The 15,228-nt window shown below is 66.9% G+C and carries 10 protein-coding genes; 8 read left to right on the top strand and 2 right to left on the bottom strand.

Annotated features, from left to right (window positions below; translation table 11 throughout):
* Nucleotides 1-30 precede the first annotated feature (30 nt).
* Nucleotides 31-2,475 (bottom strand): TonB-dependent receptor, encoded by a 2,445-nt coding sequence (locus WBP06_RS14740; protein WP_395329271.1) that lies wholly within the window; start codon nucleotides 2,473-2,475, stop codon nucleotides 31-33.
* Between the two features lie 386 nt (nucleotides 2,476-2,861).
* Between WBP06_RS14740 and WBP06_RS14735 the strand changes: the two genes are divergently transcribed.
* Both WBP06_RS14735 and WBP06_RS14730 read left to right on the top strand, forming a co-directional pair.
* Entirely contained in the window at nucleotides 2,862-3,896 is a 1,035-nt protein-coding gene (locus tag WBP06_RS14735; RefSeq protein WP_395329268.1) for an aldo/keto reductase, read from the top strand.
* Nucleotides 3,897-3,928: 32 nt separating this feature from the next.
* A complete protein-coding gene (locus WBP06_RS14730; protein ID WP_395329265.1) occupies nucleotides 3,929-4,915 on the top strand; it encodes a bile acid:sodium symporter family protein in 987 nt (328 codons plus the stop codon).
* 186 nt (nucleotides 4,916-5,101) lie between these two features.
* Here the strand turns inward: WBP06_RS14730 and WBP06_RS14725 are convergent, their stop codons facing one another.
* Nucleotides 5,102-6,985 (bottom strand): potassium transporter Kup, encoded by a 1,884-nt coding sequence (locus WBP06_RS14725; protein WP_395329262.1) that lies wholly within the window; start codon nucleotides 6,983-6,985, stop codon nucleotides 5,102-5,104.
* 141 nt (nucleotides 6,986-7,126) lie between these two features.
* On the opposite strand from WBP06_RS14725, the gene WBP06_RS14720 reads away from it, so the two are divergent.
* The 6 genes from WBP06_RS14720 (at nucleotide 7,127) to WBP06_RS14695 (ending at nucleotide 15,178) form a co-directional block, all read left to right on the top strand.
* The gene (locus tag WBP06_RS14720) at nucleotides 7,127-7,411 is read left to right on the top strand and encodes a hypothetical protein (protein ID WP_395329259.1); all 285 of its coding nucleotides are present in this window, start codon (nucleotides 7,127-7,129) and stop codon (nucleotides 7,409-7,411) included.
* Nucleotides 7,412-7,594: 183 nt separating this feature from the next.
* Nucleotides 7,595-10,252 carry a DUF4118 domain-containing protein gene (locus tag WBP06_RS14715; RefSeq protein WP_395329257.1) on the top strand — a complete coding sequence of 886 codons (2,658 nt, stop codon included), beginning with the start codon at nucleotides 7,595-7,597 and terminating at the stop codon, nucleotides 10,250-10,252.
* Between the two features lie 5 nt (nucleotides 10,253-10,257).
* The gene (locus tag WBP06_RS14710; protein WP_395329254.1) at nucleotides 10,258-10,944 is read left to right on the top strand and encodes a response regulator; all 687 of its coding nucleotides are present in this window, start codon (nucleotides 10,258-10,260) and stop codon (nucleotides 10,942-10,944) included.
* A 235-nt stretch (nucleotides 10,945-11,179) separates the two neighbouring features.
* Complete coding sequence (locus WBP06_RS14705; protein ID WP_395329251.1) at nucleotides 11,180-11,857, top strand: RNA polymerase sigma factor; 678 nt, start codon at nucleotides 11,180-11,182, stop codon at nucleotides 11,855-11,857.
* Entirely contained in the window at nucleotides 11,854-12,867 is a 1,014-nt protein-coding gene (locus tag WBP06_RS14700; protein ID WP_395329248.1) for a FecR family protein, read from the top strand. Before WBP06_RS14705 ends, WBP06_RS14700 begins: the two co-directional genes overlap by 4 nt.
* Nucleotides 12,779-15,178, top strand: a complete 2,400-nt coding sequence (locus WBP06_RS14695; RefSeq protein WP_395329245.1) for a TonB-dependent receptor domain-containing protein — start codon at nucleotides 12,779-12,781, stop codon at nucleotides 15,176-15,178. The genes WBP06_RS14700 and WBP06_RS14695 overlap by 89 nt, the downstream gene beginning before the upstream one ends.
* Nucleotides 15,179-15,228: the final 50 nt, after the last annotated feature.

Below are 15,228 nucleotides of genomic sequence, written 5' to 3'. Positions count from 1 at the left end.
AACCAACGGTGCGACCCGATCGGCTCCCTCTTAGAATTTGTACCCCACCGAGAGGATCACCTGACGCGGCGGGATATAGGTGTCCATCACTTGCGCCGAACCGTAAGGGTCCGAGAAGCGCGAGTTGATGCCGTTCTTGTCGAACAGGTTGATCACCCGCAGCGTGATGTCGGCGTTGGTGCCTTCCGGCTCGTACTTCAGCATCGTGTTGACCTGCGTGTACGAGGGGGTGAGGTCCACCGCGCCTTCGTTGAACAGGCGATACTGGTACTTGCCGCGATAGATCAGCTGGGCGCGGGCGGTCAGCTTGCCAGGGCCGACTTCGCCGTTCCAGGTGGCCGCGATATTGCCCTGCCAGCGCGGCAGCTTGGGAATGCGGTTGCCCTTGATATCCTGGCGCGCGGCATCGCGGGCGACCGAGGCGGAGTAGAAGTTGGTCCAGAACAGATAGTCCGGATAGCCGGCGGCGTTCTGGGCATTGGCAGCCGCATTCGGGTCCAGCGCGTAGTAGTGCGAGGTGAACTCACCCTCCAGCCAGGACATCGATGCGTCGAAGCGCAAGTGGTCGGTCGGCGCGTAGGTGCTTTCCAGTTCCAGGCCGTAGACCCGCGCCTTGGGTGCGTTGCTGATGCCTTCGCCGTAGAGCACCGGGTCTTCCTCAAGGAACTGCATGTTCTTGTAGTTGTACAGGAAGGCGGAGGCGTTGATCTGGAGCGTATCGTCTAGGAAGCGGTTCTTGCTGCCGATCTCGAAGGAATCGACGGTTTCCTTCTTGTAGCTGGGCTTGATCGAATCCTGCCATCCGAAGATGCAATAGGCGCCGCCGCATGCTGCCGATGCGCTGTTGATGCCGCCCGGCTTGAAGCCGCGCGTATAGCTGGCGTAGAGCATGTTGCTGGGGGTGAACTGGTAATCCAGTGCCACCTTGCCGGTCCACGCATGGTCGCTGCGCGATCCGGTGGAGGCGGGCTGGAGGTACGCGCCCGAGGTCTGGCCGGACACGCCGCCCGACATCGAATCGTACATGCCCGATGACTTGTCGTGGTTGTAGCGGGCGCCGGCGGTCAGCTTCAACCTGTCGGTCAGCGCATAAGTGCCCTGCGCGAAGACGGCGTAAAGCTCCCGCTTGATCGAGGAGAGTTCGGCATAAGTCAGGTTGCTGACCAGCGGATCGTTCCAGGCGGTGTCTTCCGGCAGCGCTTTCTGCAGGAAGTTGTCGTCGTCGCTGCGGTATTCGTTGACGTACTGGCTGTTCTCGGAGTGCAGGTAGACGCCGCCCAGCACCCACTGGAACGGACCGTTGCTGTTCGAGGTGAGGTTCAGTTCCTGGCTCCAGCTCTTGGTGTCCGACGCCCAGAGCGGCACGTGATCGTAGCTGACGCCGGTGTAGCTGACCGGGTTGTAGGTGTTCTGGTAGAACAGCGTGGTGTCCAGCCCGTCGGCATCCCAGGCCTGTTCCGAATGCAGCTTCTGGTAGCCGGTGATCGACTTGATCGTGGCGAAGGACGTGTCCCACTTGATCACGCCGGTATAGAGCTGGGTCTTCACCTTCGAGCGGCCCGGATAGTCCTGCGTCAGTTCGCGCGGATCGGGATTGGGGTCGAGGATGTTCTTCTGCGCCGGGCCGTTGGTGTTCGAATTGAACTGGATCGTGTTCAGCGTGATCGACAGGTTCGACAGTGGCTGCCACTTGGCACCCAGGCGCCAGCCGGTCTCGTCCTGATCGTCCAGATCGTACTTGTCGATGCCCGGCACTTCGGTGGCGTGGGCATAGCCGTCATGCTTGGTGAACTGGAAGGCGCCGCGGATCGCCAGCGTATCGGTAACCGGCACGTTCAGGGCGGCGGAACCTTCCATGTAGTTGTAATTGCCGATGCCGGCGCTGACGTTGCCCTTCAGCGCATCGGTGCTGGGCTCGATCGAGACGACGTTGATGGTGCCGCCGGTCGACCCCTGACCGAACAGCGTGCCTTGCGGGCCGCGCAGCACTTCCACTTGCGCCACGTCGATGAATGCGGCGCTCGCGGCGATTGAGTTGAAGATGTAGACGCCGTCGATGTGGTAGGAGACGCCGGGCTGGGTGTTGGTGTTCTCCGGCGTTTCCGAACCGATGCCGCGGATCGAGATGATCCGCTCGCCGCCGCCGCTCTTGGCGATGACCAGCCCGGGCACCGTGCCGTTGAGGCCGGTGATATCGGTGATGTTGCCCGCCTTCAGCGTATCGTTGGTGATCGCGCTGACCGAAAGCGGCGCCTGCTGAAGGCTGACGTCGCGGCGCTCTGCGGTCACGACGATGTCGGTCAGGGTGCCGGCGGCCGGATCCGGTGCCGGATCGGCGGCCGCAGCCGGGGCAGGCGCCGCATCGGCCGCGTTTCCGTTGGCGGAATAGGCGGCGGCATGGGCGGCGGCGGAAGTGAAGGCAAGCAGGGATATGCCCGTGGCCAGGGCATAGGCGAAAGTGGACTTGGTTCTCATGTCAGCTCCCCGAAGCAGGTCGTAAGATCGATTCCCGGGCTTGCGGCTCATGCTTGCTGCTGGGGTGGCCGCTTGAGGGAGAACTTGGCGGTTCGATGACAGTCCGGTCTTGTGCAGTTGCGAATAAGTAGTTGACCGCTGTAACCCGGCCTGAGGTTGGTGGGCCCTCAGGACTCGCGCAAATGCGACGGTTTTGCGGGTGTGCGGCGCTCGGGAACCGATTTCGCCATTTTGCGCTGCAGCGCAGGCCAGTGAGTGGGCGGGCACCGGGGCGCCTCGCGTCAAGCCATTGGCGCTTTCAGCGACAAGACCGCTTTCCACACCCCTGCCATGGGGGCAGGACAGGGGGCCGGATTTGATCGTGCCGGCCCCAGGGAGGAAGCCCGATGAACACCGCCGCTCTCGATACCCGGCCCCTGAACCGGCCCATGACCTGTCCATTGGGCACCACTGGCATGGAGATCAGCCGCGTCGGCTTCGGCGCCTGGGCGATCGGCGGGGCGGACTGGGCAGTGGGCTGGGGCGCGCAGGACGATGCCGATTCGGTCCGCGCGATCCGCCACGCGGTGGAGCGCGGGGTGAACTGGATTGACACCGCCGCGATCTACGGTCTCGGTCATTCGGAGGAAGTCGTCGCCAAGGCGCTGGCGGAAATGCCGGAGGCGGAGCGGCCCTATGTCTTCACCAAGTGCGGACAGGTGTGGGATCCGAACGACCGCCAGTCGAAGCGGCGCGTGGGGCGGCGGGAATCGATCGTGGCCGAGTGCGAGGCGTCGCTGCGCCGCCTGAAGGTGGAGCGGATCGATCTGCTGCAGATGCACTGGCCGGCCGAGGACGGCACCGCGCTCGACGAATATTGGGGCGCGCTGCTGGACCTGAAGGCGGCGGGGAAGGTGCGCGCGGTGGGCCTGTCCAACCACAATGCCGATCAACTGGCGGCGGCAGAGGCCATGGGCCATGTCGATACGCTGCAACCGCCGCTCTCGGCGCTGAAGCGCGATGCGATCGCGCGCGAACTGCCCTGGTGCCTGGCCCATGATACCGGCGTGATCGTCTATAGCCCGATGCAGTCCGGCCTGCTCTCCGGCGCCTTTTCGGCCGAGCGGGCGGCGGGGCTGGCCGATGACGACTGGCGTTCCCGCCATCCGGATTTCACCGGCGAGAACCTGACGCGCAACCTTGCGGTGGCGGCGGCGATGAAGCCGGTGGCGGAGCGGCACGGCGTTTCGCAAGCGGCGGTCGCGGTGGCGTGGGTGCTGGCGGTGCCGGGGGTGACCGGCGCTATCGTCGGCGCGCGCAGCCCGGCGCAAGTCGACGGCTGGGTGGCGGGTGCGAACCTTGCCCTTACCGAAGAGGACCGTGCCGGGATCGCCGCCGCCATTCGCGAAGTCGGCGCGGGTTCCGGCCCGATTCCGGACTGACTCAGACGCTCTTTCCCAGATCAGGACTGCCCATGCTCCGCCTTCTCGCCCGCCTGAACATCGACCCTTACCTGCTGCTGTTGATCTCGACCGTGGGTCTCGCCTCGATCCTGCCCGCGCGCGGCGTCTGTGCGGGGATCGCGGGCGGGGTGGCGGACGCGGGGATCGCGCTGTTGTTCTTCCTCCACGGCGCCAAACTCTCGCGTGAGGCGATCATCGATGGCGCGAAGGCGTGGAAGCTGCACCTGACGGTCGCCTGCCTGACCTTCGTGCTGTTTCCGATCTTGGGGCTTGGCGTCAGCGCGATTCCGGGGCTGGAGCCCTCGCTGGCGATGGGCGTGCTTTACCTGACCTTGTTGCCCTCTACCGTGCAGTCCTCCATCGCCTTCACCGCGATTGCCGGGGGAAATGTGGCGGCGGCGGTGTGCAGTGCCTCGTTCTCCAATCTGGCGGGCATCTTCATCACTCCGGTGCTGACCGCGCTGTTCATCACCGGCAAGACGCAGGGCTTCTCGACCGACCCGATCATCGCGATTGCCGTGCAACTGCTGCTGCCGTTCATCGCCGGGCATTTGCTGCGCCCGTGGATCGGCGGCTTCGTCAGCCGCCACAAGAAACTGCTGGGCTATACCGATCGGGGATCGATCTTGCTGGTGGTCTACACCGCCTTCGGCGCGGCCGTGCTCGATGGGCTGTGGCACAAGGTGACGCTTGCCGAACTGGGCCTGATCGCAGCGCTCTCGCTGGGTATCCTGGCGGTGATCATGGTCTTGGGTAATGTGCTGGGCCGGATGCTGGGCTTTTCGCACGAGGACCGCATTGTCATCCTGTTCTGCGGTTCCAAGAAGAGCTTGGCGACCGGCGTGCCGCTGGCGGGGGTGCTGTTTCCGCCGGCGCAAGTGGGGGCGATCATCCTGCCGCTGATGTTCTTTCACCAGATCCAGTTGATGGTCTGCGCCGTGCTGGCCCGCCGACTGGCGGCGCAGGAGAAGGTGGAAGCGCAGCCCGTGGCAGCCTGATTCGCTTCCCACCCAAACCCGTCATCCCCGCGAAGGCGGGGATCCCGCTTTTCTTGCGCCATACGAGAGAGTGCAGAAGAAAGCGGGGCCCCCGCCTTCGCGGGGGCGACGAGGGTTTTGATGATAGCGCTTGGGTGTGATGGTAGAGATGAGTGGCGTGAGGTTAGGCGCAATCTCGCCCGCCGCTCAAATCTCCAGCTGGCTGCCCAGTTCGATCACGCGGTTGGTGGGCAGCTTGAAGAATTCCATTGCGCTTTCGGCATTGCGCACCATCGCCGCGAACAGCTTCTCGCGCCACAGCGCCATGCCGGGGCGGCTGGAGGGGATCAGCGTCTGGCGCGAGAGGAAGTAGCTCGTCTCCATCGGCTTGAACGGGCCGCCGGCACGGTTTTCATCGCCCAGGGCGGCGGGAATGTCGATCTCGTCCATGAAGCCGTAGCGCAGCACCACGCGATAGAAGCCCTGGCCCAGGTCTTCCACTTCGGCGCGGTTTTCCGGGGCGACATGCGGCACGCCTTGCCCAGCGACGGTCAGGATCACCACCCTGTCATGCAGGATATGGTTGTGCTTCAGGTTGTGCAGCAGCCCGGGCGGCACGCCATCGGCATTGGAGGCGAGGAATACCGAAGTACCCGCCACGCGCCGCACGCGTTCGCCCACCGATCGGATGAAGGTGGCGAAGGGGATCGAGTCCTCCCGAAGCCGGTCGCGCATCAGTTGGCGGCCGGTGGCCCAGGTCGTCAGCAGGGTGAAGACCACGGCAGCCACCAGCAGCGGGAACCAGCCGCCGTCAGGGATCTTGGTGACGTTCGAGAAGAAATAGAGCGCGTCGATGAACAGGAAGCCTGCGGTGACGCTGCCTGCCAGCAGCGGATGCCATTTCCACACGGTGAAGGTCAGCACGCCCAGCAGGCAGGCGGTGATCAGCATCGTGCCCGTCACCGCGATGCCGTAGGCCGCCGCCAGGTTGCCCGAACTGCGGAAGCCGAACACCAGCAGCACCACCATGATCAGCAGGCCCCAGTTCACCAGCGGAACGTAGATCTGCCCCGCCGCCTTGGCGCTGGTGTGCAGGATCTTCAGGCGCGGCAGGAAGCCCAGCTGCACCGCCTGTTGCGAGACCGAGAACGCGCCGGAAATCACCGCCTGGCTGGCGATGATCGTCGCCATCGTTGCCAGCAGGACCAGCGGCAGGCGGGCCCAGTCCGGCGCCATGAAGAAGAACGGGTTCTGGATCGCATCGGGATTGCGCAGCACCAGCGACGCCTGCCCCAGATAGTTCAGCAGCAGGCACGGAAAAGCCACATAGAGCCACGAGATCGAGATCGCCTTGCGGCCGAAGTGCCCCATGTCGGCATAGAGCGCCTCCGCGCCGGTAACCGCCAGCACCACCGAGCCCAGCGCCAGGAAGGCCAGCTTCGGGTTGATCAGGAAGAATTGCAGCGCGTGGTGCGGGCTCAGCGCCCAGACCACTTCGGGCGCCTTGACGATCGAATGCAGGCCAAGGCCGGCCAGCACCAGGAAGTAGACGATCATCACCGGGCCGAACAGCTTGCCCATCGTCGCGGTGCCGTGCGACTGGATCGAGAACAGCCCGATCAGGATGACCACCGCGATCGGCAACACGAACTCTGCAAATTCCTCGTTCACCACGGTCAGCCCCTCCACGGCGGAGAGGACGGAGACGGCCGGGGTGATGATGGCATCGCCGTAGAACAGGGCGGTGGCGATCACGCCCAGCATGGCGATCAGCGGCGTCCAGCGGCTTTTGCCCAATGTCCGCCCGATCAGCGCCAGCAGCGCGAGGCTGCCGCCTTCGCCGTTGTTGTCCGCACGCAGGATGATGAAGACGTACTTGACGGTGACGATCAGCATCATCGTCCAGAACATCAGCGAAATCACGCCGAAGATGTGCATCCGGTCCACCACCAGCGGGTGGTGGCCGATGAAGCTTTCCTTCAGGGCATAGAGCGGCGAGGTGCCGATATCGCCGAAAACCACCCCGATCGCGCCGACGGCCAGCGCAGCGAGGCTTTCATTGGGGGCGTGGTGCCCTGAGGATTCGCTCATGGTTCGGGCGCCTAGTCTCGCGCGCGCGAAGGCGCCACCAACTTTATGCTTTCTTTATGCGGCCGGAGCAATTCCCCGTGGAACCTTAACGGCCTGAAGGACCATCTCGCACCCGTTATCCACTGACGGGAGTATGGTGCCATGCGCCGATATCTGTCCCCCCAAAGGCTGGCCGCGCTGCGTGTGGGAAAGCGCTGGTGGCCGGCCGAAGTCGCGATGCGCGTGGTGGGCCTGCTGTGCCTGCTGGCGGCATCGCGCGTCATTCTGGCCGAACACCGGATGGCGATCACGCCGGTGCTGCACGATCCCACGGTGGCCGACCTTGGGCTTTGCGCGGTGTTCATCGCGCTGCTCAGCCTTGGCCTGGCGCTGGCCCTGTGGGGGCCGCGCCTGTTCCTTGAGATCGACCTGCCCGGTCACTTTTGAGCCGCCGATGAATCGCGCCGCCGCCCCGCCCTTTCCGAAATCCCCAGGTTTTCCCGTTCCTTCCTGCCTGGTGACGCCTTCCGCCTCGGGGATTTGCCTCAGGGCGGATCTTTTCGTGTGCGACATGTCCGGCGTGAATCTGGCTCTCGACAGGCGGCCGGCCACCGGCGCACAAGCGCAGCCGTGAACGAACCGCGCCCCGATCCCGAAGCCCTGTTGCGCGCCGCCGCGCGTGAGCATCGCGGCCGCCTGAAGATTTTTCTCGGCGCTGCCCCGGGGGTGGGCAAGACTTACGAGATGCTGGGCGAAGGGCTTGCCCGCCGGGCCGCCGGGGTCGACGTGGTGGTGGGCGTGGTGGAGACGCATGGCCGCGCGGAGACGGCGGCGCGTTTGCACGGGCTGGAAGCGATCGCGCGAACCCACGTGCCCTATCAGGGCCATGTCCTGGACGAGATGGACATCGACGCGGTTCTCGCCCGCCGCCCCGCACTGGTGCTGGTGGACGAACTGGCGCACACCAATGCGCCGGGCAGCCGCCACGACAAGCGTTGGCAGGACGTGGAGGAACTGCTGGAAGCCGGGATCGACGTCTGGTCCACGCTGAACATCCAGCACATCGAAAGCCTGAACGACGTCGTCGCCTCCTTCACCAAGGTCCGCGTGCGCGAGACGCTGCCCGACAAGGTGCTGGGCGATGCCGAGATCGAGGTCGTCGACATTCCGCCGGACGAACTGATCGAGCGGCTGCGGCAGGGGAAGGTCTACGTACCGGACGAGGCGACCCGCGCGCTGGGGGCGTTCTTTTCCAAGTCGAACCTGTCCGCCTTGCGCGAGATGGCGCTGCGCTATGCGGCGCAGACGGTCGATGCGCAGATGCTGGAATATGTGCGCGCCCACGCGATCGAGGGGGTGTGGGCGGCCAGCGACCGTCTGATGGTGGCGGTGAGCGAGCAGCCCGGCGCGCTGGAACTGGTGCGCGCGGCCAAGCGGCTTGCCGATGCGCTGCGCGCGCCGTGGACGGCGGTGCATATCGAAACCCCGCGCGCCGCCGGGTTCACCGATGGCGAGAATGCCCAGCTTGCCGATGCGCTCCATCTGGCGACGCAGCTGGGCGGGCAAGTGGCGACGCTGCCGGCCGAAACGGTGTTCGACGGGCTGAAGAGCTTTGCCGCGCAGGCGCGGGCGACGCAGCTGATCGTCGGCAAGTCCGCCCGGTCGCGCTGGTTCGAACTGCGCCACGGGTCGATCGTCGACCGGCTGGTGCGCGAGATGCCAGGCTTGTCGATCCAGGTGGTGCCGACGACGGGCGGCGAGGGACGCGATCCCGGGCGGCGGCCGGGCGGGCAGTGGGGATCGCCGGCCGGCTATTTCGTCTCGCTGGGGCTGACGGCGGCGGTCACGCTGCTGGGCACGCTGATCCTGTCCAGCGGCAACATCACCGATCTGGGGCTGCTCTACCTGCTGCCCGTCATGGTTGCGGCAACCCGCTATGGCCTGCGCACCGGCGTGGCGGCGGGGCTGGCATCCTCGCTGGCCTACAACTTCTTCTTCCTGCCGCCCACGCACACGCTGACGATCGAGGATCCACGCAATTTCATCACCGTGCTGGTGCTGCTGGGCGTGGCCGTGGTCAGCAGCCAGCTGGCGGCCCGCGTGCGTGAACATGCCCTGCAGGCGCAGGCGAGCGCCACGCAGAACAGCGCGTTGGCGGGCTTTGCGCGTCAGTTGACCGGGATCAGCACGATCGACGAACTGGCCCATGTGCTCTGTGGAGAGATCGGCCGCCTGTTCGACGGCAATACCGTGCTGCTGATGCCGGGCGACGAGGGACTGTCCCGCCGCTGGAGCTGGCCGCGACCCGCGCGCCTTGAAACGCTGGACCTGGCCGCCGCCAACTGGGCGTTCGACAACAACACGCCCGCAGGGCAAGGCTCCGACACGCTGACCGCGTCCGAATGGCTGTTCCACCCCCTGTCCGCCCGCGGCGCGGTGATGGGGGTCTTCGGCCTGGCCCGCAGCGATGCACGCACCGCCGTGCGGCCGGACCAGTTGCCGCTGCTGCTCAGCCTGCTCGATCAGGCCGGCCTTGCGCTGGAACGCATGGCGCTGGAAGGGCAGATGGCCGAACTGTCGCAGGCGCGTGAGCGCGATCGGCTGCGCCATGCGCTGCTCTCCTCCGTCAGCCACGACCTGCGCACGCCGCTTACCACGATCATGGGCACGCTGGCCGCCATCGAGGCGAGCGCGCCGCAGCAGGCAGTGCCCATCGCCGCCGCGCGGGGCGAGGCGGAGCGGCTGCACCGTTTCGTCACCAACCTGCTGGACATGGCGCGGATCGAGGCAGGGGCGCTGCACGGCAAGATCGAACCGGTCGATCTGGACGAGGCGGTGGGAGAGGCCTTGCACCAGTTGCGCGGCCTGCTGATCGGCCACGCGGTGGAAACCAACATCCACGCCGATGTGCCGATGATCCTGGTGGATCCCAACTTGTTCCACCACTGCCTTACCAACCTGATCGAGAATGCCGCCAAGTATGGCGATCCTGCCGCGCCCATCGCGATCGCGGCGCAGCGGCAGGCCGATGGGCTGGTGCTGACGGTCAGCGATCGTGGGCCCGGCATTCCGGCGGGCGAGGAAGAGCGCATCTTCGAGACGTTCACGCGGATCGAGGGGTCCGACCGCAAGGGCGGCACCGGGCTGGGTCTGGCCATCGTCAAAGGCTTCGCGATGGCCATGGGCCTTGCCGTCACCGCCACCAATCGCGAGGACGGGCGGGGCGCGCGCTTCGCCATCCATTTCGACAAGGCGCATCTCAGGGAATGGCCCCAATCCGGGGAATAGGGACTATGACGCAGACCATCACCATCCTCGTCGTCGATGACGAGCCGGCCATCCGCCGCCTGTTCCACGCCGGGCTTGCCCGTGCCGGCTACGCCGTGGTGGAGGCCGGCACCGCGCGGGAGGCGCTGAATGCCATGGCCATCGACAAGCCCGAAGTCGTGCTGCTGGATCTGGGCCTGCCCGATCGCGACGGGCTGGAACTGATCCCGCTGATGCGCGGGCAGGCGGCGATCATCGTCGTTTCCGCGCGTGAGGCGACCGACCAGAAAGTCGCCGCGCTGGACCTGGGCGCCGACGATTACGTGGCCAAGCCGTTCGATAGCGAGGAAGTGCTGGCGCGCATCCGCACCGCGCTGCGCCACCGGATTCCCGCCGAAGCGGCTGAGCGCCCGGTGCGGCGCGGCGATGTGGAGATCGATCTGGTCGCCCGGCTGGTCCGCAAGGGCGGGGCGGAAGTGCATCTGACGCCCAAGGAATACGGCTTCCTGGCCGAACTGGCGCGCAATCCGGGGCGGGTCATCACCCATGCGCAATTGCTGCGTTCGGTCTGGGGGCCGGGGCATGAGAGCGACGTGGAATACTTGCGCGTGGCCGCGCGCGGCATCCGCCGCAAGCTGGAGGACGATCCGGCCAATCCCGCCCTGCTGCGCAACGAACCGGGGGTCGGCTACCGACTGGTGAGCCAGGACTGACGCGGCACGTACGGCCGGGCGATTTTTTCATCGCGATCGACTGAGGATCGCGCGCGCTTGCGGCGTCTACCCAGACCGCTGCCGCGCGAACTGTCTTGCGCGGCGCTTCTCCGGCAGGGTTTGCATGGGAGCGCGTCGACGTGCATGAAGTGGCAAGAATGCGTTCCGCCGGTAGGCCGCCGGCATCATGCCGGCCCATCGGCGAGTGCTGACCATGGTTCAGGCGGAGACAGAGATGGCCCGTTTACCGCAACCGCCGTCACGCGCTTCGGGTCAGATGCCGGCTTCCGGCCAGATGCCCACTTCCGGCTTGATAACCGTGCTGGAGGAAAATCGCGGCGCACTGCTGCAGTTTCTGGCGGCCCGGTGCGGTTCGCTGGATGACGCGCAGGATGTCCTGCAGGACTTGTGGATCAAGGTGGGGGGCGCGCAGGCCACCGGGCCAATCGCGGCACCACGCGCCTATCTGTTCCGGATGGCCAATAATCTGGTGCTCGATCGCGCGCGGGGGCGACAGCGGGCGATGCGGCGGGAACGGGCCTGGCTGGATGCCGATGGTGCGGACCCCGCCACGGCGTCGGAGGATCGCACCGACCCCGGCGAACCCGCCGATGAGGCGATCGCCCGGCGGCAGGAGGCGGAAATCCTGCGCGGCGCCATCGCCGCGCTGCCCGATGGCGCCGGGCGCGCACTTCGGCTCTATCGGTTCGAGGGGCTGGGGCAGAGCGAGATTGCCCGCGTGATGGGAATCAGCCGCAGCGGCGTGGAAAAACACCTGGCGTTGGCGATGAAGCGATTGCGACAGGCTCTGGCCGACTGTGGATGCTTCGGCACGGTGGCGTCTTCCCCGCAAGGACCGGAAGGTGGAGAACGACTGCAGGGCGGTCACGCGCAGAGGGAACAGGGACAATGAACCGCGACGATCATTTGCTCATTCCCGGAAGAGAGCTTCCCGACGACATTCTGGCTGAGGCGGCAGCCTGGCATCTGGCCAGCAATGACGATGCGATGGACTGGGATGCCTTCACGCGGTGGCTGGAACACGATCCGCGCCATCGGCAGGCTTTCGACGAGATCGCGCTGACCGACGCGGCGCTGCTGGATCATCATGCCGATCGGGCCGAACTCTGGCCGGAACCCGTGACGGAAGAGAGCGTCGAACGGCCCGCACTGGCAGAGGCCGGACGTGCCCCGCGCCGGGCCTGGCATCGGACTTGGCACCGGACCTGGCGCTGGGCCGGGGTGGCGGTGGCGGCATCGCTGGCGGCTGCGATCGCGGTGCCGCAATTCATGGACAGCGCTTCGCAGGAGTACGCGACGGGCGGCACGTCGCAACGCATTGCCCTGGCCGATGGATCGACCATCCTGCTGGCCCCGCGCAGCACGCTGAAGGTGGCGGGGCGTGATGAGGATCGCATTGCCCTGTCGGGTGGTGCGCTGTTCGATATCCGCCATGATCCGCATCGGCAGCTGAAGATCACGGCGGGTGCGCTGGCGATCAGCGATATCGGCACACGCTTCGACGTGCAGGCGCAGGACGATGCCGTGCGCGTCGCGGTGGTGGAAGGGCAGGTGCAGGTCAGCGCCCAGGCACTTGGCGCGCCCGTGCAACTGCCGGCGGGCAAGGGGCTGGCGTTCGATCCCCGTGCCGGCACGGCGACGGTCGCCGCCGTCAGTTCCGGCGATGTCGGCTCGTGGAAGGACGGCCGGCTCACCTACGACAACGCGACGTTGGCACTGGTCGCCGGCGATCTGCGCCGCTATGCCGGGGTGACGGTGGATGTGCCCCCTGCCTTGCGGGACCGGCGCTTTTCGGGGACCTTGATTGTAGACAATGGCGATACGGCGTTGCGCGATCTGGTCCAGCTCATGGGGCTGCGTCTCGGCGGCCACGCTGGCGCTTGGCGTCTGGAACAGCCCTGAGGCTTTCGCGCGGCAGGCCGCCGGTCAGGCCGGCACTTCTGCCCGAACCGCCGCCCCTGCGCAGATCGACATCGCCGCAACCCAGCTGCCCGACGCGATCGCCGAACTGGCGCGTGAGGCGCGCGTCTCGATCGGCACCGACGGGCCACTGCCCCCGCTGCATACGCGGCCGATCCACGGCAGGCTGAGCATCGGCGCGGCGCTGGCGCGGTTGCTGGCGGGCAGCGGCTATCGCGCGGTGCAGGTTGGCGGCACCGCCTGGCGGATCGAACGCGCGCCCGCCGCGCCGCCCGTTATCCCACGCCCGGTCGTTGCCGAAGCGCCGCCGGAAACGGTGGAGGGCAAGCCGATCATCGTCACCGCGACCAAGCAGCCGCTCGAACTCTCGACGGTGCCGGCGGCGGTATCGGTGGTTTCGGGGGATGCCATCGGGCATGACGATCCCCACCGGTCCAGCGGCACCGTGGCTGCGCAAGTGGACGGGCTGGCGTTGACCGCGCTGGGCCCGGGGCGCAACCGCATGTTCCTGCGCGGCGTGGCCGACAGCGCGTTCGGGGGCGAGAGCCAGTCGACCGTCGCCGTGGTGCTGGACGAGGCGCGCCTGACTTACGCCGCGCCCGATCCCGATATCCGGCTGGTGGACATGGATCGGGTGGAAGTGCTGAAGGGCCCGCAGGGATCGCTCTACGGCACCGGCGCGCTGGGCGGCATCTATCACATGGTTTCGCACCCCGCCGATCTGGACAGCATGAGCCTGTCGCTGACCGGGGGCGGCAGCATCGCCAACCATGGCGAGATGGGCTATTCGGGCTCTGCCGTGGCCAATCTGCCGGTGCTGCCGGGAACCGCGGCGCTGCGGTTCGTGGGTTATGTCGCGCAGGAGCCGGGCTGGGTCGATACCGGCACGCGCAAGGACGGCAACACCACGCATGTCAGCGGCGGCCGCGTGCTGCTGGGGGTGGAGCCGGTGGATGGCTGGCGGCTCGACGTGACCGGGCTGGGCCAATGGACCGAATCGAGCGACAGTCGCTATGTCTATGCGCCGCGCAGCTATTCCCGCGATGCCCAGCTGGCGGAACCGCACGACAATGACCTGACCCACCTTGCCGGGCGGCTGACGGGCAAGCTGTCCGGCATCGACGTGATGCTGGCCACGGCGATGACCTGGCACGATGTCGACGATACGCTGGACGCCACCGTGGGGGCCGATGACTTCGGCCTGGCCGATCCCCGTCTGTTGCTGGACACGCGCAGCTATCGCACGTGGGACAGCGAATTGCGGCTGCGCTGGCATCTGGCCGGGGCCGACTGGCTGACCGGGCTTTCGCATCTGGATGCGCGCCAGTCGCTGGACACCACCTTGCAGGGCGCGGCGGGCGAAAGCCTGCTGGTGGATCAGGATCACCGCGACAGCCACGATACCGCCGCCTATTTCAACGTGACGGTGCCGCTGGGCACGCGTTTCTCGCTGGACGGCGGGGCGCGTCTGTTCGCCTCGTCCATCCGCGAAAAGCGCCGGCTGGATTCCGGCATCGTCACCCAGCAGCAGGACAAGTCCGGCGTCACGCCCAGCCTTGCCCTGTCCTGGCGGCCGCGTACGGGGCGGCTGCTCTACGTGCGCTACGGCTCCGCCTTCCGGCAGGGCGGGACGATGATCGATTCGAACGGTGCGGTGGAAACGCTGAAGGGGGACGAACTGGCCTCGGTGGAAGCGGGCTGGCGCGAGGAACTGGCCGGTGGCGCGCGGATCGACCTGGGCGCCTGGTATTCGCGGTGGGACGATGTCCAGTCGGACGTGCTGGAGGACAACGGCCTGATCACCACGGCGACGGCGGGCGACGCGCGCATTCTGGGGGTGGAGGGCAGCGTGGCTGTGCCGGTCGCGCGCACCTGGCACGTCGAACTGGGCGGCAACCTGACCGATGCGCAGCTGACCCGCAATGCGCTGGGCTATCGGCTGGACGACCGGCGGCTGCCGGTGGTGCCCCGCTATACCGTGCGCGGCGATCTGCGGCATGACTTCACGCTGGGATCGCTGGCGGCATGGGCCAGGTTGGGGCTGCGCTATGTCGGCCCGGCGCGCATGAGCTTCGATCCCGATCTGGACCGTCCCATGGGGGACTATCTGGAAAGTACCGCGGAACTGCACGTGTCCCACGGGGCGTGGCAGGTGGCCCTGACGGCGCAGAACCTGCTGGGCGACAAGGGTAATGTCTTCGCCTTCGGCAATGCCCTGCGCTATCGCACGATGCCGCAATTTACGCCGCAAGGCCCGGCGACGGTGTTCCTTTCCGCCTCGCTGGCGATGTAGGGGACGGGGTGCTGCGCGCACTTGTGAACGCATGATGCGCGGGCCCGAAG

This window comes from Novosphingobium mississippiense, assembly GCF_044029535.1.
Lineage (GTDB): Bacteria > Pseudomonadota > Alphaproteobacteria > Sphingomonadales > Sphingomonadaceae > Novosphingobium.
The sequence above is the reverse complement of the archived record's forward strand: the minus strand, read 5'-3'. Positions and strand labels throughout refer to the sequence as shown.

Excerpts from the sequence above, each read along its gene's own strand:
- WBP06_RS14720 (WP_395329259.1), top strand. The coding sequence starts at position 7,127 with ATGCGCCGATATCTGTCCCCCCAAAGGCTGGCCGCGCTGCGTGTGGGA.
- WBP06_RS14705 (WP_395329251.1), top strand. The coding sequence starts at position 11,180 with ATGGCCCGTTTACCGCAACCGCCGTCACGCGCTTCGGGTCAGATGCCG.
- WBP06_RS14730 (WP_395329265.1), top strand. The coding sequence starts at position 3,929 with ATGCTCCGCCTTCTCGCCCGCCTGAACATCGACCCTTACCTGCTGCTG.
- WBP06_RS14735 (WP_395329268.1), top strand. The coding sequence starts at position 2,862 with ATGAACACCGCCGCTCTCGATACCCGGCCCCTGAACCGGCCCATGACC.
- WBP06_RS14695 (WP_395329245.1), top strand. The coding sequence starts at position 12,779 with ATGGCGATACGGCGTTGCGCGATCTGGTCCAGCTCATGGGGCTGCGTC.
- WBP06_RS14710 (WP_395329254.1), top strand. The coding sequence starts at position 10,258 with ATGACGCAGACCATCACCATCCTCGTCGTCGATGACGAGCCGGCCATC.
- WBP06_RS14700 (WP_395329248.1), top strand. The coding sequence starts at position 11,854 with ATGAACCGCGACGATCATTTGCTCATTCCCGGAAGAGAGCTTCCCGAC.
- WBP06_RS14725 (WP_395329262.1), bottom strand. The coding sequence starts at position 6,985 with ATGAGCGAATCCTCAGGGCACCACGCCCCCAATGAAAGCCTCGCTGCG.
- WBP06_RS14740 (WP_395329271.1), bottom strand. The coding sequence starts at position 2,475 with ATGAGAACCAAGTCCACTTTCGCCTATGCCCTGGCCACGGGCATATCC.